The following is a 21193-nucleotide window of genomic DNA, read 5'->3' on the forward strand; positions in this document are numbered from 1 at the left end:
CCCGTCCTCACTCCGCGCGCCGCACGCTCCAGCTCGTGCCGCGCGGCCACCAGTTCCTCGTCGCTGCGTCCGGTGATGCGCACGTGTCCGGTCACCGTCACCTCCTGCCGGTCCCCGCCGCTCAGCGTCAGGCTGAACGTCGTCGCGAGCGCGGGCAGCGAGGTCAGCAGGGCCACCAGCTGCGGCATCGACGCGCCCGCGCCGCCGCTCCGGCCGCCCAACTGGGGCCAGCGCCCCACCCAGTACGTCGTGTGCCGCCGGTCGTCCACCCGCCAGGTCCGCGCGGTCTCCTGGGTGCGGCGCCCCTGCGCCTGCCCCCGGCCCGCCTGCGCTATCGCCATCGGGCTGGCGCAGCTCGACGTGGCGAGCGCGGAGGTCAGTTCCTGCTCCGTCAGCACGCTCGCCCGGAACCCGGCGCCCGCGAGCCGGCTCGCCAGCTGGTCCGCCGCCCGCACCACGCACTTCTGGGCGCCGGTCATGCCGCCGCCGCGCGCGGCGACCGCCTCCGGGCAGAGTTCGGGGTCGAGCTTGAGCGCGATCCAGGTGATCCGCACCGCGGGCGAACCCGTCTGCGCCTGCAGCGGACCGTAGTTGCGGGCGGCCATCGACTGCGCGGGCAGGTGCGGCGCGGGCGCCGGCTGCGTGTGCTGCACGATCTGCGCCGACTCCAGGCGGATGCCGTCCACGCTCAGCACGTCCCGGACGAGCCCGACGGGCAGCGGCTTCGCCGCGCGGTCCGGGCGCAGCGCCGTGCCGTCCGACTCGACCCGCAGGACGGCGGTCAGGAAGGTGCCGTCGCCGACCATCCCGACCGGACGCCGGTCGCGGTCGCTGTACGCGTAGGTCCGCAGCGCCGGATCGCACTCCACGAGCGGCGCGAACCCCGGCTCGGTGCCCTCCGGCACCGTGAACGAGGAGGCCCGGCGCGAACGGGCGCGCAGCGCGAGGAAGGTGCCCAGCCACTCGGGCAGCGAACGCCGGTGCCGGCGCACCACGGCGAGCAGGACGAGCACGACGGCGACCACGCCCGCGGGCACGAGCAGCATCGGCTCGACGACCCAGGCGAGGAGCAGCAGCGCCGCCGCCACCTCGACCAGTACGAGCTGTTGCAATCGGAACGAACCGAAGTGTCCCGGACGCGCCTGGAGCCTCGGTGAGACCGCGGGTACGGGCCCCGTGGACGGGGGTGTGGAGGCAGCGGCCGCGGCGGGCCGCCTCCGCCTCGCGGAAGCCATGATGGAGAATCCCCCTCAATTCGTCCCGATGACCCTGGCCCGCCAGGGCTTTGGCGGCCGGATCACCCTACCCGCCCCACGAACCCCACGGGACAGCAGGCATAGTAGGGGGCCGGTCCGAAGGCCGGGGCCCGGGTGTCACCACCCCGGCGCCCCGCGCGAAGATCGCGCCTGACGAGAATGGGGACTCATGGCATCGCGGCGGGACGAGCTCAACGCGTACACCTTTGCGAAGAAGCGCACGGTGGCGGCATTCCTCCAACCCTCGCCCTCCGGTACGGAGGAGGGGGCGCCGAAGCCGCTGAAGGCGGTCGTCCCCGGCCTGATCGTCTCCGCGCTCGTCGTCGCCGGATTCGGCGCCTGGGGCATGTTCAGTCCCACCGCCCCCAAGGGCTGGGACACCCCCGGCACCCGGGTCATCATCGGCAAGCAGTCGACGACCCGGTACGTCGTCCTGGAGACCGGCAAGGGCAAGGACAAGAAGACCCTGCTCCACCCCGTCCTCAACCTCGCCTCCGCCCGGCTGCTGCTCAACCCCGACCAGTTCCAGGTCATCCAGGTCGACGACAAGAAGCTCGACGAGGGCAAGCCGCCGCGCGGCCCCATCCTCGGCATCCCGTACGCCCCCGACCGGCTTCCCGCCCCGGACGACGCGGGCAAGAAGAAGCGCTGGGCGGTCTGCGAGCAGCCCGGCGGCGGCAAGGGCGCCAGCGTCCAGAAGGCGACCTTCCTCTTCGCCGAGCGCGACGCCAAGCGGACCGAGGGGGACAACAAGCTGAAGGACGGGCAGGTCCTGTACGTCAAGGGCCAGAAGGGCAACGCCCAGTTCCTCGTCGACCACACCGGCACCAAGTACCCGGTGAAGGCCGACCGGGCCGGGCTCCTCACCGCCCTCGTCGGCCTCGGCAAGGAACCGCAGGCCGTCACCGACGACTGGCTCGCCACCCTGAAGACCGGCGACGAGATCGACTTCCCGCACATCGACGGCACGGTCGGCGCCTCCGCCGGCATCCCCGGCAACACCCTCACGGGGACCGAGAACCGGATCGGCATGGTCCTCCTCGCCCAGACCGGCTCGGGACCGCAGTACTACGTCGTCCTCGCCGGCAAGGTCCAGCCCGTCACCCCCTTCACCGCCTGGCTGCTCATCAACTCCCCGGAGACCGGCAACCTCGACATGGACGGCAAGGCCACCACCGTCGACGCCTCCTCCTTCGTCCCGGACCCCACCGTCTTCCACGACGGCGTCCGCTGGCCGACCCTGAAGTCCACCCAGATCAACGCCTCCACAGGCGAGGGCGCCCGCGACACCGTCTGCAGCGTCCTCACCGACGTCGACGAGAAGGGCGACACCGAGCTCGCCACCTGGGCCGGCACCGAGTACCCCGCCGACATCACGGCCGGCGGCACCAGCACGTACGTCACCCCCGGCACCGGCCTGCTCTACACCCAGATCCAGGGCAGGCAGAAGACGCCCGACGGCTCCCTCTTCCTCGTCACCGACACCGGCCTGCGGTACGCCGTCCAGGCCAACGGCGACAGCGACTCCGCCCGCTCCGAGATCGGCGCCGGCGAGCAGAAGCAGACCGACAACAGGCCGGAACCCAGCGACGCCCAGAAGCGTCTCGGCTACGAGAACGTCCAGCCGGCCCTCGTCCCGATCGAATGGTCGGAGTTCCTGTCGAAGGGCCCGCGGCTCGACACCAACAGCGCGCGTCAGCCGCAGGGTTCCTAGGGGGTGGCACCGGTGACGACGACGAACCGCACGACCGCCCTGCTCGCCGCGGGCATCCTCGTGGCCCTGCTCGCCGCCCCCGCCGCCGCGGCCCGGCCGCGCGACGACGGCCCGGCCCTCGACGGCAGCGGCGAGTGCACCTTCCCCATGAAGAAGCAGATCGAGGGCATCCCCTGGCCGCTCCAGCGGGTCCTCCTCGACGAACTGTGGCAGGACACCAAGGGCAAGGGCGTCCGCGTCGCCGTCATCGACACCGGCGTCGACGACGTCAACCAGCAGCTGAGCCGCGCCGTCGACGCCAAGTCGGGCAAGGACTACCTCAAGCCCGACAAGAACAACCCCTCCTACGGCGACGACAAGCGCGGCAAGACCGACGGCACCGTCGACGAGGTCGGCCACGGCACCAAGGTCGCCGGCATCATCGCCGCCCGCCCCCGCAGGGGCACCGGTTTCGTCGGCCTCGCCCCCGAGGCGACGATCATCCCGATCCGGCAGAACGACGAGAAGAACAGCGGCAAGTCCGACACCATGGCCCAGGCGATCGACTACGCCGTGCTCAAGGGCGCCAAGGTCATCAACATCTCGCAGGACACCACGCAGCCGATGAGCCCGGACTCGCCCATGGCCAGGTCGGTGGCCAGGGCGATCGAGAAGGACGTCGTGATCGTCGCCTCCGCGGGCAACGACGGCATGGACGGCAAGAGCAAGAAGACGTACCCGGCGGCCTTCCCCGGCGTCCTCGCCGTCGCCTCCTCCGACCGGAACAACGAACGCGCCGCCTTCTCCCAGTCCGGCCCCATGGTGGGCGTCGCCGCCCCCGGCGTCGACATCGTCTCCACCGTCCCCGGCGGCGGCCAGTGCGTCGACAACGGCACCAGCTTCTCCGCCCCGTACGTCGCCGGCGTCGCCGCCCTGCTCCGCGCCAAGTACCCGGAGTGGAGCGCGGCCCAGATCGTCACCCGCATCGAGCAGACCGCCGTCCGCTCGATCAACGGCCGTGACGACCACGTCGGTTGGGGCGTGGTCGACCCGGTGCGGGCGCTCGCCGACCAGCCCGGGACGCCCGCCTCCTCGCCCGTGCCCGACCCGGGCCCGCCCAAGCCGCCGGCTCCCGAGCCGGCCCGTCTGACGCTGTCGGAGACGCCCCAGGAGCGCTCCGAACGGCTCGCCACCTACACGTTGGGGATCGGAGGAGTCCTGGTGGCCGTGGTCGCCGGGACCGCCACCGTGATCCGCGACAGCCGCCGCAGGAGGGAGGCCCGGTGACGCGCGTACCGGTCAAGTATCGGGACCTTCCTTTGCAGTTGGAACTGCCGCCGTCAATGGCTACAGTGACCGCTGGGGGCACGACAGTGCGAACCCAGCACGGGGGCGGCATCAGAAGATTCCCGTCCGCATCAACACCGGTAGGCCCGACGGCCCGTCCGTCGACGCCGCCGAAGGAAGAAGGGGCAAGATGTCGAAAGACCTGAACGTAACCAGTGCCGAACAAGTCAAGCTCGCCGGCCGGATCCAGGACTTCTCCGACGAGCTCCAGGCCCGCATCACCTCCCTCAACGGTGTGGTGGACCGCGTTCAGGCGGGCTGGCAGGGCGCTGCGAGCAAGGAGTACGACCGGGTCCAGAACGACCTGAACCAGCGTCTGCGCAGCATGCGCGCCGAGCTCAGCAAGCTCGAGGAGATCATGCGCATGAGCGCCGACGGGTTCTCGCAGGAGGAGGAGGACCGCATGCGGTCCTTCCGTCAGATGGACAGCAGCTCCGGCGCCGGTGCCTCCGGCGGTCAGAGCGCCATCCTCGGCATCTGAGCCGTCCGACCCGACCAGTCCTCCGCGCCACTCTCACCCGAGGAGTCAACACCATGACCACTGCGGTCAATTACGACACCGTGACGCAGGCGGCGGCCGACACCCGCCTGACCTCCAGCACCCTCACGCAGAAGCTCGACGACCTCATGGCCGAGGTCAACCGCGTCGCCTCCAACTGGGAAGGTGAAGCGAAGATCGCCTACCGCGAGAGCCAGGACCGCCTGACCCGCGACATGGCCGGCATGAACCAGGACCTGGCGCGCATCGCCCAGCTCCTCGACGAGTCGGTCGTCGGCTACCAGGACACGGACAAGGGCAACGCGGCCCGGTTCCGCATGATGTGATCGGCCTCGCCGACCAGCACAGACACGCGTGAGGGGGTGGCCCGTCCGACGGGCCACCCCCTCACGCGCATCCCCTAGCGCAGGTCGAACTCGCCGTCACGGGCGCCCAGGACGAACGCGTCCCACTCGGCCTTCGTGTAGCGCAGCACCGTGTCCTTGTCGAGGGACGAGCGCATCGCCACCGCGCCCTCGGGCAGCCGCGCGATCTCCACGCGCTCCTCGTCCGGGCTCGTCCCCGGGGCGCCCTGCCACTCGACGCCGGAGATGTCGAGCGCGTACAGCTCGTCCTTCTGGCGCTGCTTCTCGGCGGCGAGCGCGGCGTCCGCGCTCTCGGCGGTGGTCTCGTGTGCGTCGCTCATCGGCGCTTTCCCTTCGCGGTGGTACGACGGTCCCTCCCACCGTAGTGGGAGGGACCGTTCCGTTCCCCGCTGTTCCGGCAGCTCAGTGCTGTTCGGGCAGCCAGCCCAGCTGCACCAGCGGCGTCCCGCGCTTCCGCGAGATGAACGTGCCCCGGCCCGGAGGCATCGGACGCGCCCGGACGCCGCCGAGGATGTCGCCCTCCTGCGGGTCGCCGGAGAGGAGCACGCCCTGCGCGCCCAGCTCCCGCATCCGCTGCATGAACGGTTCGTACATCGCCCGGGAGGCGCCCGCCTGGCTGCGGGCCACGATGAACCGGATGCCGACGTCCCGCGCGAACGGCAGGTTCTCCACCAGGACGGCCAGCGGGTTCCCCGAGTTGGTCGCCACCAGCTCGAAGTCGTCGACGAGGACGAACAGTTGGGGACCCGACCACCAGCTGCGGTCCCGCAGCTGCTGCGGCGTGATGTCGGGCTTCGGTGCCCGCTTCGTCATCACCGTGTTGACCGCGTCCATGTGCATCTGCATGGCCGAGGCCATCGGCGCGTACTCCAGGAGGTGCGAGGGCGCCACCGCCTCCAGCATCGTCCGCCGGTAGTCGCCGACCACGATCCGCGCCTGCTCGGGCGAGTACCGCTCGCACAGCTGCTTGGCGATCAGCCGGAGCAGCGCCGTCTTGCCGGACTCGCTCTCGCCGAAGATCAGGAAGAACGGATCCGACTCGAAGTCGACGAACACCGGCTCCAGGTTCGTCTCGTCGATGCCGATCGCGATGCCGTGCTGCGGGTACTCGAAGCCCTTCGGCAGCTGCTCCGCGGGCAGCCTGCGCGGCAGCAGCCGCACCGCAGGGGCCGGGGCCCCGGTCCAGCTCGCCTTCACCACCTGGACGAACGCCGCCGTGCCGTCCGCCAGGTCGGCCGAGGAGCTCGACCCGTCGATCCGCGGCAGCGCGCCCATGAAGTGCAGCTTCTCCGGGACCTGGCCGCGGCCCGGCACGCCGGTCGGCACGTTCGCCGCGACCTTGCGGTCGAACTCGGAGTCCATGACGTCACCGAGCCGCAGTTCGAGCCGGCCCAGCATCTGGTCCTTGAGCGCCGCCCGCACCTCCATGTACCGGGCGGCGGTGATGACCACGTGGATGCCGTAGCCCAGACCGCGCGCCGCGATGTCGGAGACGATCGGCTCCAGCATGTCGTAGTCGTTGCGGAAGGTCCCCCAGCCGTCCACGATCAGGAAGACGTCGCCCCAGGCCTCGCCCGGCAGTTCGCCCGCGGCCCGCTTGCGCCGGTAGGTCGCGATCGAGTCGATGGAGTGCGCGCGGAAGAACTCCTCCCGCCGGTTCAGGACGCCCATGACCTCCGCGACCGTCCGGCGCACCCGCTCGGGGTCGAGCCGGGACGCCACCCCGCCGACGTGCGGCAGGTCGGCCAGCGAGACCATGCCGCCGCCGCCGAAGTCCAGGCAGTAGAACTGCACTTCGGCCGGGGTGTGGGTGAGCGCGAACGAGGAGACGAGCGTGCGCATGATCGTCGACTTGCCGGACTGCGGACCGCCGACCACCATCATGTGACCGGCCGCGCCCGAGAAGTCCCGGTACAGCACCTCGCGCCGCTGCTCGAACGGCTTGTCGATGAGGCCGAGCGGCACCGTGAGGGCGCCCTGGCGCGTGTACTCCGTCGCCGTGAGCCCCCGGTCCGCGGTCTGCGCGAGCCCCGGCAGCAGCTGGTCGAGCGAGGGCGCCTGGTCGAGCGGCGGCAGCCACACCTGGTGCGCCGGCACCCCCTGGCCCTCCAGGCGCCGCACGATCACGTCGAGGACGGTGTCCGCGAGCGCGTCGTCCTCCTCGTTCCGCTGCGCCGTGAGGTACGCCGGGTCCGGCGCCGCGTACACCACCGGCACCGGCGCCGCCGTGAACAGCGCGGGCCGCCGCTCCACCGGCATCTGCCCGATCTCCAGACGCGGCCCGCCCGTCCGGTACGTCCCCGAGACGTACGCCGCCTTGAAGCGGGTCATCTCGTCCGTACCGAACTTCAGATAGCCCGAACCCGGCACCGACGGCAGGTGGTAGGCGTCCGGCACGCCGATCGCCGTGCGCGACTCCGCCGCCGAGAAGGTCCGCAGACCGATCCGGTACGAGAGGTACGTGTCCAGGCCCCGCAGCTTGCCCTCCTCCAGGCGCTGCGAGGCGAGCAGCAGGTGCACACCCAGGGAGCGGCCGATGCGGCCGATCTGGATGAACATGTCGATGAAGTCCGGCTTGGCGGTGAGGAGCTCGGAGAACTCGTCGATCACCAGGACCAGCGAGGCCAGCGGTTCGAGGGGCGCACCCGCCGCCCGCGCCTTCTCGTAGTCGTGGATGTTGGCGTAGTTGCCCGCCGAGCGCAGCAGCTCCTGCCGCCGCTGGAGCTCGCCGCGGATCGCGTCGCCCATGCGGTCGACGAGCGTCAGGTCGTCGGCGAGGTTGGTGATGACCGCCGCCACGTGCGGCATCTGCGACATGCCCGCGAAGGTCGCGCCGCCCTTGAAGTCCGCGAGGACGAAGTTCAGCGTCTCCGAGGAGTGCGTCACCGCCAGACCGAGCACCAGTGTGCGAAGGAGCTCCGACTTTCCGGAACCCGTCGCGCCGACGCACAGACCGTGCGGGCCCATGCCCTCCTGCGCGGCCTCCTTCAGGTCCAGCATGACCGGCAGGCCGTCCTCGCCGACACCGATCGGCACACGAAGGCGCTCGGCCACCGACCGGGGGCGCCAGGTCCGCGTCACGTCCACCGAGGCCGCGTCGCCCAGGTTCAGCAGGTCCGTGAAGTCCAGGTTGGCGAGCAGCGGCTCGTCGTCGTCCCCGCCGCCCATCCGCAGCGGCGCCAGCTGCCGGGCCAGCGCCTCGGCCGCCGGCAGCGAGATGCCGTCCGGCAGCCCCTCGTACGCGAAGCCGCCGCCCGACTCCAGGCGCAGCCGGCCCGGCCGTACCACCACCGAGAGGCCACCGCGCGGCTCGTCGAGCTCACCGGAGACGACCTCCACGATCGTCACGCCCTGCAGGCCCTCGGCCGCCGCGAGCAGCGAGTCCGGCGGCACCATCCCGCCGTCCAGGACCACCACCACGTGCGGCTGGTCGAGCACCGGCTGGTTCTCCCGGGAGAACCGCGGCCGCCCGTCCAGCTTGGAGCGGACCAAGTTCTCCAGCTCACCGAGGTCGTCGCCGAACAGCCGCTTCGTACCGGCCCCGTCGACCTGCCCCGGCACCTGGGTGTGCGGCAGCCACTTCGTCCAGTCCCAGCGCTCCTGCGCCGGCCGCGCCGCCACCACGGCGAGCATCAGGTCGTCGGGGGAGTGCAGCGTCACCAGCTGCGCCACGAGGGCACGCGCCGCCGCCTGCGCCGACTCCGGCTCGCCCGACACCGTCACGTGGTAGAACGCCCGCATCGAGACCGCCATCGGCAGCCCGTCCAAGGTGCCGTGCACCGCCAGGAACTGCTGCATCGCCCCCGCGCACAACGGCTCCAGCTCGTCCACCGGAGCCGTGTCCGGCGCCACCAGGGGAGTCGCCAACTGCTGTGCCCCGAGGCCGATCCGCGCCTGCCCGAAGTCATGGTCGCCGACCCGGCGCTCCCACACCCGGGAACCCTCGGCCACCACCGACCACAGCTGCTCGGGGGCGGGGTGCAGATACAGCTGGGCGTCCCGCTGCCTGCGCGCCGTGCGCCGGACCGTACGCCGGGTCTGCGCGAGGTATTTGAGGTAGTCGCGGCGGACATCGGCCATTTGCCCCTGCGTACCGCGACGGAATCTCACGAACTGCGCGACCGCCATCGCGGCCGTCGACGCGAGCATCAGCGTGCCCATGATCCGCATGATCGGAGACGGCGTCATGAAGAAGAAGACGACCGAGGAACCCATGCCGAGCATCGGCAGGAGCTGCATCAACGCCGACTCCTGCTGTCCCCGCGGAAGTTCCGGCGGAGACTCCAGGACCAGTTCCTCACCGGGCACTTCCGGAGGAAGGGACCTCGGCGGGCGTTTGACGACGATCTGGCTCACCGGCGCATCAATCCCTCGTTGGAGGCGGGCTCGTGGCGGGAGCATCCGCACGCGACCCCTGCCGGCAGCCGGGCGCGCGGACTTCCCCCATGGGACGGCGATCCTACTTGCAGCCCCCATCGGCCGTCCCCGGTAGGGTGGCGCGCGCATCGTGCGCAACCGCGAATCAGGACGGGCGCAACCGCGAACCGGACGGCCGCAACCGCGAATCAGGGGGTCCACACACGTGAGTACGACCGCAACGACCGGCTTCTGCCGCGTCACCGTCGTGGCGCCGGACAGCCGCATCGACGTCGCGCTCCCCGAGGACATCGCCGTCGCCGACGTCTACCCGGAGATCCTGCGCCTCACCGGCCAGACCCAGGCGGCCGGCACACCGACCGGCTACCACCTGGTCCGCCGCGACGGATCCGTCCTCGACGGCGCCCGCACCCTCGCCGCCCAGCAGGTCCTCGACGGCGAGGTGCTCTCCCTGCGCCCCTTCGCCCAGTCCCTGCCGCCGGCCGTCTACGACGACGTGTCCGACGCCGTCGCCTCCGCCGTCACCCGCGACCGGCACCTGTGGAGCGACGAACTCCTCCGCGGCGCCGGACTCCTCGGCGGCGTGCTGCTCCTCGTCCTCATGGGCTTCGTCCTCTGGTTCGCCGACCCGGTCCGCCACGACATGCACAGCCTCCCCGGGGTCATCGCGGGCGCCGCCGGCTTCCTCCTCACCGCCTTCGCCGGCGTCCGCGCCCGCGTCTACGCGGACCGGGCGACCGCCGTCGCCCTCGGCCTCGGCGCCCTGCCGCTGCTCCTCATCGCCGGCTCCGGCATCATCGCCCCCGACGCCGGCCAGGGCCCCGGCCGCCTGCAGTTCCTGCTCGGCTGCGTCACCGTCCTCGTCGCCTCCGTGGCCCTCGTCGCGCTCACCCCCAGCGGCGACGCCCCCTTCGTCGCGGCCACCTTCCTCGCCGGCGTCGGCACCCTCGCCACCTTCCTGATGATCCTCACGGAGGCCACCGCCACCGAGGCGGCCGCGGCCTGCGCACCCGTCGCCATCGGCGCCGTCGCCTTCCTGCCCGGCCTCTCCGCCCGCTTCGCCCGGCTCCCCATCGGCTACGCCGCCCCGCGCAGCGCCGCCGACGACGACTTCTCCGCCGACCCGCAGCAGGCCGGCGAGGAGGCGCAGCCCGTCGACGGCGAGCGCATCGCGCTCCAGGCCCGCCGCGGCCACGAGATGCTCCTCGGCCTGGTCGGCGGCTGCGCCGCCGTCGTCGTGGGCTCCGCCGCCGTCCTCGGCTTCGCCGGGAACGTCTGGGGCCAGCTCCTCGCCCTCGCCGCCGGCCTCGCGATGCTGCTGCGCGCCCGCCTCTTCCGGTACACCTCGCAGGTCGCCTGCGTCCTCGTCGCCGGCATCGCCGCCATCTCGCTGCTCGTCCTCGGCCTCTCCCTCAACCCGCCGGCCGACCTGGTCAAGGAACTCCTCATGTACGGGGACCGGGGCGGCCTCGACATCCGGACGATCTGGCTCACCGCCGCCGTCGCCGCCGGCGCCGCGCTGACCACCGCGATCGGCCTGATCATCCCGAGGAAGGGCCTCTCGCCGTTCTGGGGCCGGCTCCTCGACCTGGCCGAGGGCTTCGTCCTGCTCTCCCTCGTCCCGCTCGCCCTCGCGGTCCTCGACGTCTTCACCCGGGTCCGCTCCCTCACCAGCAAGTAGCTCCGGCGAGCAGAAAAGGGACCCGGGGGCGCTCCGGCGAGCTGGTACGCTGTGTGACGGCCGTTTGTGTACGCGCTCCCGGAAAGCCCCCGAGATCACTCGGAAGCCTCTGGAAGCTGCGCCCATCGGACCTTCGCCCGTCGAGTCACGGAAGCTTCCCCTGAGACCTAGACCAGGGGCACTCGCGGGCGCACGAACACCAAAGAGGAGATCCGCGTGGCTCTCGACGCCGCTGTCAAGAAGCAGATCATGGCCGAGTTCGGCACCAAGGAGGGCGACACCGGCTCCCCCGAGGTCCAGGTCGCGATGCTGTCCCGTCGCATCTCGGACCTGACCGAGCACCTCAAGCAGCACAAGCACGACCACCACTCCCGTCGTGGTCTGCTGATCCTGGTCGGCCAGCGCCGCCGCCTGCTGCAGTACCTGGCGAAGAAGGACATCCAGCGCTTCCGTACGCTGGTCGACCGCCTCGGCATCCGCCGCGGTGCGGCCGGCGGCGCCAAGTAAGACGCCGTGAAGGGAGCGGTTCCCACTTTCAGGGGGCCGCTCCCTTTGCTGTACGTGCACAAAGTGCGCATCGGCACTTAGTCTGGTCGCACAACCCCATACGACGAGCGCGCAGCCGCCGGCCAGCCGCCGGTCCTCGGTAGTGGCCCCCGGAAACGAAGACCCGGGTGCTTCGATCGAAGACCGGCCCGCACCCTAGGCGAGCTCTCCGCCCCCGTCGCACACCGTCCCCGGCCACACGGGCCGAAGGACGCAAAGACGAACACGTAGGAGAAACCCATAGTGGAGAACGAGACCCACTACGCCGAGGCCGTCATCGACAACGGCGCCTTCGGTACCCGCACCATCCGCTTCGAGACCGGCCGTCTGGCCAAGCAGGCCGCCGGCTCCGCCGTCGCCTACCTGGACGACGACACGATGGTCCTCTCCGCGACCACCGCCTCGAAGCGCCCCAAGGACCAGCTCGACTTCTTCCCCCTGACGGTGGACGTCGAGGAGCGGATGTACGCGGCCGGCAAGATCCCCGGCTCCTTCTTCCGCCGTGAGGGCCGCCCCTCCGAGGACGCCGTCCTCACCTGTCGTCTGATCGACCGCCCGCTGCGCCCCTCCTTCAAGAAGGGCCTGCGCAACGAGATCCAGATCGTCGAGACGATCATGGCGCTCAACCCCGACCACCTGTACGACGTGGTCGCGATCAACGCCGCCTCCTGCTCCACGCAGCTGGCCGGCCTGCCCTTCTCCGGCCCGATCGGCGGCACCCGTGTCGCCCTGATCAAGGGCCAGTGGGTCGCCTTCCCGACGCACACCGAGCTCGAGGACGCCGTCTTCGACATGGTCGTCGCCGGTCGCGTCCTCGAGGACGGCGACGTCGCGATCATGATGGTCGAGGCCGAGGCCACCGAGAAGACCATCCAGCTGGTCAAGGGCGGCGCCGAGGCGCCGACCGAGGAGGTCGTCGCCGCCGGTCTCGAGGCCGCGAAGCCCTTCATCAAGGTCCTCTGCAAGGCCCAGTCGGACCTCGCCGCCAAGGCCGCCAAGCCCACCGGCGAGTTCCCGGTCTACCTCGACTACCAGGACGACGTCCTGGAGGCGCTCTCCGCCGCCGTCAAGGACGAGCTCGCCCAGGCGCTCACCATCGCCGGCAAGCAGGAGCGCGAGACCGAGCTCGACCGCATCAAGGACCTCGCCGCCGAGAAGCTCCTCCCGGCCTTCGAGGGCCGCGAGAAGGAGATCGCGGGCGCCTACCGCGCGCTGACCAAGAAGCTGGTCCGCGAGCGCATCATCAAGGACAAGGTCCGCATCGACGGCCGCGGCATCACGGACATCCGTACGCTCGCCGCCGAGGTCGAGGCCATCCCGCGCGTGCACGGCTCGGCGCTGTTCGAGCGTGGCGAGACCCAGATCCTGGGCGTCACCACCCTCAACATGCTCCGCATGGAGCAGCAGCTGGACACCCTCTCCCCGGTGACCCGCAAGCGCTACATGCACAACTACAACTTCCCGCCGTACTCCGTCGGCGAGACCGGCCGCGTGGGCTCGCCCAAGCGCCGCGAGATCGGCCACGGCGCCCTTGCCGAGCGCGCCCTCGTCCCGGTCCTCCCGACCCGCGAGGAGTTCCCCTACGCGATCCGCCAGGTGTCCGAGGCCCTCGGCTCCAACGGCTCGACGTCCATGGGCTCGGTCTGCGCCTCCACCATGTCGCTGCTGAACGCCGGTGTGCCGCTGAAGGCCCCCGTCGCCGGCATCGCCATGGGTCTGATCTCCGAGGAGATCGACGGCCAGACGCACTACGTCGCCCTCACCGACATCCTCGGTGCGGAGGACGCCTTCGGCGACATGGACTTCAAGGTCGCCGGTACGAAGGAGTTCGTCACCGCCCTCCAGCTCGACACCAAGCTGGACGGCATCCCGGCCTCCGTCCTGGCCGCGGCCCTCAAGCAGGCCCGCGACGCCCGCCTCCACATCCTCGACGTGATGATGGAAGCGATCGACACGCCGGACGAGATGTCCCCGAACGCCCCGCGGATCATCACCGTCAAGATCCCCGTGGACAAGATCGGTGAGGTCATCGGCCCCAAGGGCAAGATGATCAACCAGATCCAGGAGGACACCGGCGCCGAGATCACGATCGAGGACGACGGCACCATCTACATCGGTGCCGCCGACGGCCCGGCCGCCGAGGCCGCCCGCGCCACGATCAACGGCATCGCCAACCCGACCATGCCGGAGGTCGGCGAGCGCTACCTGGGTACGGTCGTCAAGACCACCACCTTCGGTGCCTTCGTCTCCCTGCTCCCGGGCAAGGACGGCCTGCTGCACATCTCGCAGATCCGCAAGCTCGCCGGTGGCAAGCGCGTGGAGAACGTCGAGGACGTGCTCGCGATCGGCTCCAAGGTCCAGGTCGAGATCGCCGAGATCGACCAGCGCGGCAAGCTCTCCCTGATCCCCGTGATCGCGGACGAGGACGGCGCCGAGGGTGACAAGGACGACGCTGCCAAGTGACGTCCCGTAGTTCCCGCGCGACGGCCCGCCCCTCTTCGGAGGGGCGGGCCGTCGCCCGTACCCAAACGCTTCTCCCGGGCAAGGACGGCATCGGCACGGTCCGCCGCACGACCCTCCCCGGCGGCCTGCGGATCGTCACCGAGACCCTCCCCTCCGTGCGCTCCGCCACCTTCGGCATCTGGGCGCACGTCGGCTCCCGCGACGAGACCCCGACGCTCAACGGCGCGACCCACTACCTGGAGCACCTCCTCTTCAAGGGCACCCACAAGCGGTCCGCCCTCGACATCTCCGCCGCGATCGACGCGGTCGGCGGCGAGATGAACGCCTTCACGGCGAAGGAGTACACCTGCTACTACGCCCGGGTCCTCGACACCGACCTGCCGCTGGCGATCGACGTCGTCTGCGACATGCTCACGGACTCGCTCATCCTCGACGAGGACGTGGACGCCGAGCGCGGCGTCATCCTCGAAGAGATCGCGATGACCGAGGACGACCCCGGTGACGTCGTGCACGAGCTGTTCGCGCAGACGATGTTCGGCGACACCCCGCTGGGCCGCCCGGTCCTCGGCACCGTCGACACGATCAACGCGCTCAGCCGCGGCCAGATCGCCCGCTTCTACAAGAAGCACTACGACCCGACCCACCTGGTCGTCGCCTGCGCCGGCAACGTCGACCACGCCACGGTGGTGCGCCAGGTCCGCCGCGCCTTCGAGAAGGCCGGCGCCCTCGGCCGTACGGACGCCGTCCCCGTCGCCCCCCGCGAGGGCTCCCGGACCCTCCGTACGGCGGGCCGCGTCGAGCTCCTGAACCGCAAGACCGAGCAGGCCCACGTGGTCCTCGGCATGCCGGGCCTGGCCCGCACCGACGAGCGCCGCTGGGCCCTCGGCGTGCTGAACACCGCCCTCGGCGGCGGCATGTCCTCCCGCCTCTTCCAGGAGGTCCGCGAGAAGCGCGGCCTGGCCTACAGCGTGTACTCGTACACCTCGGGCTTCGCCGACTGCGGCCTCTTCGGGGTGTACGCGGGCTGCCGGCCCAGCCAGGTCCACGACGTCCTGAAGATCTGCCGCGACGAGCTCGACAAGGTCGCCTCCGACGGCCTCACGGACGAGGAGATCACCCGCGCCGTCGGGCAGCTCTCCGGCTCGACCGTCCTCGGCCTGGAGGACACCGGCGCGCTGATGAACCGCATCGGCAAGAGCGAGCTGTGCTGGGGCACCCAGATGTCGGTCGACGACATGCTCACCCGGATCGCGGCGGTCACCCCGGACGAGGTCCGCGAGGTCGCCCGCGATGTACTGGAGCAGCGGCCCTCGCTGTCGGTGATCGGCCCGCTGAAGGACAAGCAGGCGGACCGCCTCCACCAAGCGGTCTCCTGACCCACGAGTCCCGTAAGGAAGAGCAATGAGCAAGCTGCGTGTGGCGGTCCTCGGAGCCAAGGGCCGCATCGGCTCCGAGGCCGTGAAGGCCGTCGAGGCCGCCGAGGACATGGAACTGGTCGCGGCCCTCGGCCGCGGCGACGACCTGGAGGCGCTCACCGAGGCGGGCGCCCAGGTCGTCGTCGAGCTGACCACTCCGGCCTCCGTGATGGAGAACCTCGACTACTGCGTGCGCCACGGCATCCACGCGGTGGTCGGCACCACCGGCTGGACCGAGGACCGCCTCGCGCAGCTGCGGACCTGGCTCGCCGCCTCCCCGGAGACCGGCGTCCTCATCGCCCCGAACTTCTCCATCGGCGCGGTCCTCACCATGAAGTTCGCGCAGATCGCGGCCCCGTACTTCGAGTCCGTCGAGGTCGTCGAACTGCACCACCCGAACAAGGTGGACGCCCCCTCCGGCACCGCCACCCGCACCGCCCAGCTGATCGCCGAGGCCCGGTCGAAGGCAGGCTGCGCCCCGCAGCCCGACGCCACGACCACCGCCCTCGACGGGGCGCGCGGGGCGAACGTCGACGGCGTCCCCGTCCACGCCGTACGGCTCCGGGGCCTGCTCGCCCACCAGGAGGTGCTGCTCGGCGGCGAGGGCGAGACCCTCACCGTCCGGCACGACTCCCTGCACCACTCCAGCTTCATGCCGGGCATCCTCCTGGGCGCCCGCCGCGTGACCAGCACTCCTGGCCTCACCTTCGGCCTGGAGCACTTCCTGGACCTGGGCTGACGGCCATGGGCGGAAAGATCACGTACGTCTTCCTCTCCACCGTGCTCGTCCTCGTCTTCGGCGTGGTGGCGATGGAGGGCGTCCTGCTCCTCCTCACGGGCGAGCCGGCCGCCATGGGCATGGGCGCGGTGGCGTTCCTGCTGCCCGCCGTCGGCGGCTGGTTCCTCTGGAAGAACACCAGCTTCGCGCGCCGGGCCAACCGCCTGGCCGCGGAGCTGGAGGCCGAGGGCGGCCTGCCCGTCGACGAGCTGAAGCGCACGGAGGGCGGCCGGATCCTCCGGGACTCGGCCGACGAGGTCTTCGCCCGGCGCAAGGCCGAGACGGAGGATTCACCGGAGGACTGGCGCTGCTGGTTCCGGCTCGCGGTGGCCTACCACGACGCCCGGGACACCCCCCGGGCCCGCAAGGCGATGCAGCGGGCCATCGCGCTCCACGAGGGGCGTCCGGTCAGCGCGTAGCGGCCGGGGCCGTGCCGTACTCGGCGTTCCAGGCCTCGACCGTGTCGGCCGCCCGGTCGAAGGCCTCGATGCGGGAGAGGAAGTCGGCGTTGTGGTCGGTGAGCAGCAGCAGCTGCTCACCACCCCGCCGGTCGAGCACCAGGGCCTGGCCCTGGACCGTGCGGGGGAGTCCCAGCCAGCGCACCGGCTGCTGGGTGGTCCGCAGGGACGTCACCTTCGCCCAGGGCACGGTGACCGTCGAGAAGAAGCCCACGCGCCGCACACCGGCGCGGCTCACCCAGGCGCCCATGCGCAGCATCCGCAGGGCGGCCGCGATGACGAGCACGGCGATGCCGAACGTGACGCCCGCCCCGCCGAAGGCCCCGGCGAACGCGACGATCACGGCGGCGAGCAGGACGAACGAGGCGAGCAGCAGCGCGAGCGCCGCCGCTCCCACCCGCCACGACCCCGGCCGGTACGGACGACGCCACTGATCGTGGTCGTCGAACGGCAGGGCGACATGGTCGGTCGTGTCAAAAGCACGGTCGGCCGTCAGGAAGGGCAGGGGCACGACAGGTCCTCACTCACAAGCACGCTCGAAGGGGCAGTGCCCGGTGAGGCTACCTCAGCGGTTGTCGGAGGCCTCGGACTGCTGCTGACGAGTGCCCGAGTCCCCCGACTGGAGCGAGGGCATCCCGAAGACCAGGGACCCGACGAGGCCGGCCACGACGGTCAGCCCGAGCAGGGTGCGGCCCACGATCTGCGAGGCGCTGAGGCGCTCCCGGGGCGGTGGAGTGACGTTACTGCGGAAGTGGTCGGCCTCCGCGACGAACGCGAACGGTACGGCCTCTCTCCGGCGGAACATCAGGGCCACTCTCCTTGTCTTCGTCGTGATGCGTCACAGGTACAGACGACGCAACCGACGTTTTGGTGCCCTTTTTCATCAAAGCGGCCGAATCTCATCCTCCGGTAGGACGCCGCCGCAGCGGCAACCGCAAGAGCTGGAGGACTGTGCACTCCCACGAGGGCACACATGTCCGAACGCACCATGCGAAGTGTCCGTATTGCGACGTTTCACGAAGTTCATCTAGGCTGATCAAACGGACCCGGCGCTGCCTGAACCCCCGAGCAGGCAGCGCCGGGCTCCCCTTCTCCTGTCCCCCTCAGGGGCGCCCGGTGCTGAGCAGCGAGTAGCGTGTTACCCATGGCTCCGATCTCCACTCCGCAGACCCCCTTCGGGCGGGTCCTCACCGCCATGATCACGCCCTTCACGGCGGACGGCGCACTCGACCTCGACGGTGCCCAGCGACTCGCCAGCCACCTGGTGGACGCGGGCAACGACGGCCTCGTCATCAACGGCACCACCGGTGAGTCCCCGACCACCGGCGACGCGGAGAAATCGGACCTCGTACGAGCGGTACTGGAGGCGGTCGGCGACCGCGCCCACGTCGTCGCCGGCATCGGCACCAACGACACCCACCACTCCATCGAACTGGCCCGCACCGCCGAGCGCGACGGCGCCCACGGCCTCCTCGCCGTGACGCCCTACTACAACAAGCCCCCGCAGGAGGGCCTGTACCGGCACTTCTCGGCCATCGCCGACGCCACCGGCCTCCCCGTGATGCTCTACGACATCCCCGGCCGCAGCGGCGTCCCGATCGACACCGAGACGATCGTCCGCCTCGCAGAGCACCCGCGCATCGTCGCCAACAAGGACGCCAAGGGCGACCTCGGCCGCGCCAGCTGGGCCATCGCCCGCTCCGGCCTCGCCTGGTACTCCGGCGACGACATGCTCAACCTGCCGCTGCTCTCCGTCGGCGCCTGCGGCTTCGTCTCCGTCGTCGGCCACCTCGTCACCCCGGAGCTCCGCGCCCTCCTCGACGCCCACCTCGGCGGCGAGGTCCAGAAGGCCACCGAGATCCACCAGAAGCTGCTCCCGGTCTACACCGGCATGTTCCGCACCCAGGGCGTCATGACCACCAAGGCCGCCCTCGCCCTCCAGGGCCTCCCGGCCGGCCCGCTGCGCCCCCCGCTCGTCGAGCTCTCCGAGCAGGAGACCGAGCAGCTCAAGGTCGACCTGGCCGCCGGCGGGGTAGAACTCTGACAACAGACTTCACAACTGAACACTGACAACAGCAAGTGCACGATTGTCATGCGCGCCACGTGCCCGACCGGTACGTGGCGCGCATGGTGAGGAGAGTCTTTTGAGTCATCCGCATCCTGAACTCGGCGCCCCGCCGAAGCTGCCCAAGGGCGGCCTGCGCGTCATCCCGCTCGGTGGCCTCGGTGAGATCGGCCGCAACATGACGGTCTTCGAGTTCGACGGCCGTCTGCTGATCGTCGACTGCGGCGTCCTCTTCCCCGAGGAGGAGCAGCCCGGCATCGACCTGATCCTGCCGGACTTCACCATCATCCGGGACCGCCTCGACGACATCGAGGGCATCGTGCTCACGCACGGCCACGAGGACCACATCGGTGCCGTCCCGTACCTGCTCCGGCTGAAGCCGGACATCCCGCTCATCGGCTCCAAGCTGACCCTCGCCCTCATCGAGGCGAAGCTCCAGGAGCACCGCATCCGCCCCTACACCCTCGAGGTGAAGGAAGGCGACCGCGAGCAGCTGGGCCCCTTCGACTGCGAGTTCGTCGCGGTCAACCACTCCATCCCGGACGCCCTGGCCGTCGCCATCCGCACCCCCGCGGGCATGGCCGTCGCCACCGGCGACTTCAAGATGGACCAGCTCCCGATGGACGGCCGGCTCACCGACCTCCACGCGTTCGCGCGGCTCAGCGAGGAGGGCATCGACCTCCTGCTGTCCGACTCGACGAACGCCGAGGTCCCGGGCTTCGTCCCGCCGGAGCGCGACATCTCCAACGTCCTGCGGAACGTCTTCGCGAACGCCCCGAAGCGCATCATCGTGGCCAGCTTCGCCAGCCACGTGCACCGCATCCAGCAGATCATCGACGCCGCCCACGAGTACGGCCGCAGGGTCGCCTTCGTCGGCCGCTCGATGGTCCGGAACATGGGCATCGCCCGCGACCTGGGCTACCTCCGGGTCCCGGCCGGCCTCGTCGTGGACGTGAAGACCCTCGACGACCTGCCGGACGACGAGGTCGTGCTGGTCTGTACGGGTTCCCAGGGCGAGCCCATGGCGGCCCTGTCCCGCATGGCCAACCGCGACCACCAGATCCGCATCGTCCCCGGCGACACGGTGATCCTCGCGTCCTCCCTCATCCCGGGCAACGAGAACGCGGTCTACCGCGTGATCAACGGCCTGACCCGCTGGGGCGCGAACGTGGTCCACAAGGGCAACGCCAAGGTCCACGTCTCGGGCCACGCCTCGGCCGGCGAGCTGCTGTACTTCTACAACATCTGCAAGCCGAAGAACCTCATGCCGGTCCACGGCGAATGGCGCCACCTGCGCGCCAACGCCGAGCTCGGCGCGATGACGGGCATCCCCAAGGACCACATCGTCATCGCCGAGGACGGCGTCGTCGTCGACCTGGTCGACGGCCGCGCCCGCATCACCGGCAAGGTCCAGGCGGGCTACGTGTACGTCGACGGCCTCTCGGTCGGCGACGTCACGGAGACCTCCCTCAAGGACCGCCGCATCCTGGGCGAGGAAGGCATCATCTCGGTCTTCCTGGTGGTCGACTCCTCCACCGGCAAGATCGTGGGCGGCCCGAACATCCACGCCCGCGGCTCCGGCATCGAGGACTCCGCCTTCGACGCGGTGATCCCGAAGATCGACCAGGCCCTCAACAAGTCGGCCCAGGACGGCGTCGTCGAACCCCACCAGCTCCAGCAGCTGATCCGCCGCACCGTCGGCAAGTGGGTCTCCGACACCTACCGCCGGCGCCCGATGATCCTCCCGGTCGTCGTCGAGGTCTGAGGCGCCTGACCAGCGCGTCACCGGAGCGGGGCCCCCCGATTTGCATCGGGGCGCCCCGCTCCAGTACGTTTACGGCTCCGCCAGATCGGGAAGTCCCCGGCGCCGCCGTGCGCCCGGAGGACGAACCGGGAGGCGGGAAATCCGACTCAGAACTTCTGATAAAGTCGGAACGCGCCGGAAGGCCTCGAAGAAACACAAATTCGGGACCGGAAAGCACCGAGGAAATCGGATCGGAAAGATCTGATAGAGTCGGAAACGAAGGAAGCGCCCGGAGGGCCCGGAAACGGGAACGAAGGAAGCGTCCGCACCTTGAGAACTCAACAGCGTGCCAAAAATCAACGCCAGATTAGTTGATACCCCGTCCATCTCCGGATGGCCGAGGTTCCTTTGAAAAAGTCCACCCCTCGGGGTGGCGACAACACAGCGAGGACGCTGTGGACGGTCGGCCACATTCCGGCATGACCGTCCCGCTCAACGCGAGTGTG

General features: G+C 70.7%; 17 protein-coding genes. 12 read left to right on the forward strand and 5 right to left on the reverse strand.

Annotated elements, in window-relative coordinates; genetic code table 11:
* The coding region (eccE, locus tag CCN56_RS05485; protein WP_086824156.1) for a type VII secretion protein EccE at positions 1 to 1235 on the reverse strand (1235 nt) is incomplete at its 3' end.
* A 190-nt stretch (positions 1236 to 1425) separates the two neighbouring features.
* Here eccE and eccB point away from each other — a divergent pair.
* The 4 genes from eccB to CCN56_RS05505 all read left to right on the forward strand — a co-directional run bounded on the left by eccB (position 1426) and on the right by CCN56_RS05505 (position 5121).
* Positions 1426 to 2970: a type VII secretion protein EccB gene (eccB, locus tag CCN56_RS05490; RefSeq protein WP_086824137.1), complete on the forward strand. Its 1545-nt coding sequence runs from the start codon at positions 1426 to 1428 to the stop codon at positions 2968 to 2970.
* 12 nt (positions 2971 to 2982) lie between these two features.
* On the forward strand, positions 2983 to 4236 hold the full coding sequence (mycP, locus tag CCN56_RS05495; protein ID WP_086824139.1) for a type VII secretion-associated serine protease mycosin: 1254 nt from the start codon (positions 2983 to 2985) through the stop codon (positions 4234 to 4236).
* Positions 4237 to 4426: 190 nt separating this feature from the next.
* Entirely contained in the window at positions 4427 to 4777 is a 351-nt protein-coding gene (locus CCN56_RS05500; RefSeq protein ID WP_041131536.1) for a WXG100 family type VII secretion target, read from the forward strand.
* Between the two features lie 53 nt (positions 4778 to 4830).
* Positions 4831 to 5121, forward strand: a complete 291-nt coding sequence (locus CCN56_RS05505) for a WXG100 family type VII secretion target (RefSeq protein ID WP_086824141.1) — start codon at positions 4831 to 4833, stop codon at positions 5119 to 5121.
* Positions 5122 to 5195: 74 nt separating this feature from the next.
* Here CCN56_RS05505 and CCN56_RS05510 read toward each other — a convergent pair whose 3' ends face one another.
* Positions 5196 to 5480, reverse strand: coding sequence for a DUF397 domain-containing protein (locus CCN56_RS05510; RefSeq protein ID WP_041131537.1), 285 nt, complete (start codon positions 5478 to 5480; stop codon positions 5196 to 5198).
* A gap of 82 nt (positions 5481 to 5562) precedes the next feature.
* Positions 5563 to 9516, reverse strand: coding sequence for a type VII secretion protein EccCa (gene eccCa / locus CCN56_RS05515; RefSeq protein ID WP_086824143.1), 3954 nt, complete (start codon positions 9514 to 9516; stop codon positions 5563 to 5565).
* A gap of 226 nt (positions 9517 to 9742) precedes the next feature.
* On the opposite strand from eccCa, the gene eccD reads away from it, so the two are divergent.
* The 6 genes from eccD (at position 9743) to CCN56_RS05545 (ending at position 16839) form a co-directional block, all read left to right on the forward strand.
* The gene (gene eccD / locus CCN56_RS05520; protein ID WP_086824144.1) at positions 9743 to 11218 is read left to right on the forward strand and encodes a type VII secretion integral membrane protein EccD; all 1476 of its coding nucleotides are present in this window, start codon (positions 9743 to 9745) and stop codon (positions 11216 to 11218) included.
* Between the two features lie 216 nt (positions 11219 to 11434).
* Positions 11435 to 11725, forward strand: a complete 291-nt coding sequence (rpsO, locus tag CCN56_RS05525; RefSeq protein WP_015036567.1) for a 30S ribosomal protein S15 — start codon at positions 11435 to 11437, stop codon at positions 11723 to 11725.
* A gap of 282 nt (positions 11726 to 12007) precedes the next feature.
* Positions 12008 to 14227, forward strand: a complete 2220-nt coding sequence (locus CCN56_RS05530; protein WP_041131540.1) for a polyribonucleotide nucleotidyltransferase — start codon at positions 12008 to 12010, stop codon at positions 14225 to 14227.
* Positions 14224 to 15603: a pitrilysin family protein gene (locus CCN56_RS05535; RefSeq protein ID WP_041131541.1), complete on the forward strand. Its 1380-nt coding sequence runs from the start codon at positions 14224 to 14226 to the stop codon at positions 15601 to 15603. Before CCN56_RS05530 ends, CCN56_RS05535 begins: the two co-directional genes overlap by 4 nt.
* 25 nt (positions 15604 to 15628) lie before the next feature.
* On the forward strand, positions 15629 to 16381 hold the full coding sequence (gene dapB, locus CCN56_RS05540) for a 4-hydroxy-tetrahydrodipicolinate reductase (protein WP_086824146.1): 753 nt from the start codon (positions 15629 to 15631) through the stop codon (positions 16379 to 16381).
* A gap of 5 nt (positions 16382 to 16386) precedes the next feature.
* Positions 16387 to 16839, forward strand: a complete 453-nt coding sequence (locus CCN56_RS05545; RefSeq protein ID WP_041131543.1) for a membrane protein — start codon at positions 16387 to 16389, stop codon at positions 16837 to 16839.
* Here the strand turns inward: CCN56_RS05545 and CCN56_RS05550 are convergent.
* Both CCN56_RS05550 and CCN56_RS05555 read right to left on the reverse strand, forming a co-directional pair.
* On the reverse strand, positions 16829 to 17389 hold the full coding sequence (locus CCN56_RS05550) for a PH domain-containing protein (RefSeq protein WP_086824148.1): 561 nt from the start codon (positions 17387 to 17389) through the stop codon (positions 16829 to 16831). The two genes, CCN56_RS05545 and CCN56_RS05550, sit on opposite strands and share 11 nt — an antisense overlap.
* A gap of 54 nt (positions 17390 to 17443) precedes the next feature.
* The gene (locus CCN56_RS05555) at positions 17444 to 17683 is read right to left on the reverse strand and encodes a hypothetical protein (protein WP_086824150.1); all 240 of its coding nucleotides are present in this window, start codon (positions 17681 to 17683) and stop codon (positions 17444 to 17446) included.
* A 339-nt stretch (positions 17684 to 18022) separates the two neighbouring features.
* Here CCN56_RS05555 and dapA point away from each other — a divergent pair, with 339 nt between their 5' ends.
* The gene (gene dapA / locus CCN56_RS05560) at positions 18023 to 18922 is read left to right on the forward strand and encodes a 4-hydroxy-tetrahydrodipicolinate synthase (RefSeq protein ID WP_086824152.1); all 900 of its coding nucleotides are present in this window, start codon (positions 18023 to 18025) and stop codon (positions 18920 to 18922) included.
* Between the two features lie 100 nt (positions 18923 to 19022).
* Positions 19023 to 20708: a ribonuclease J gene (locus tag CCN56_RS05565; protein ID WP_086824154.1), complete on the forward strand. Its 1686-nt coding sequence runs from the start codon at positions 19023 to 19025 to the stop codon at positions 20706 to 20708.
* Positions 20709 to 21193: the final 485 nt, after the last annotated feature.

This window comes from Streptomyces sp. NRRL B-24572 (assembly GCF_002156145.1).
GTDB classification, from domain to species: Bacteria; Actinomycetota; Actinomycetes; order Streptomycetales; family Streptomycetaceae; genus Streptomyces; species Streptomyces vietnamensis.

What these genes read in the sequence shown, in the direction of transcription:
- CCN56_RS05500 (WP_041131536.1), top strand. Translation starts at nt 4,427, where the DNA reads ATGTCGAAAGACCTGAACGTAACCAGTGCCGAACAAGTCAAGCTCGCC.
- CCN56_RS05555 (WP_086824150.1), bottom strand. Translation starts at nt 17,683, where the DNA reads ATGTTCCGCCGGAGAGAGGCCGTACCGTTCGCGTTCGTCGCGGAGGCC.
- dapB (WP_086824146.1), top strand. Translation starts at nt 15,629, where the DNA reads ATGAGCAAGCTGCGTGTGGCGGTCCTCGGAGCCAAGGGCCGCATCGGC.
- eccB (WP_086824137.1), top strand. Translation starts at nt 1,426, where the DNA reads ATGGCATCGCGGCGGGACGAGCTCAACGCGTACACCTTTGCGAAGAAG.
- CCN56_RS05505 (WP_086824141.1), top strand. Translation starts at nt 4,831, where the DNA reads ATGACCACTGCGGTCAATTACGACACCGTGACGCAGGCGGCGGCCGAC.
- CCN56_RS05545 (WP_041131543.1), top strand. Translation starts at nt 16,387, where the DNA reads ATGGGCGGAAAGATCACGTACGTCTTCCTCTCCACCGTGCTCGTCCTC.
- CCN56_RS05510 (WP_041131537.1), bottom strand. Translation starts at nt 5,480, where the DNA reads ATGAGCGACGCACACGAGACCACCGCCGAGAGCGCGGACGCCGCGCTC.
- dapA (WP_086824152.1), top strand. Translation starts at nt 18,023, where the DNA reads ATGGCTCCGATCTCCACTCCGCAGACCCCCTTCGGGCGGGTCCTCACC.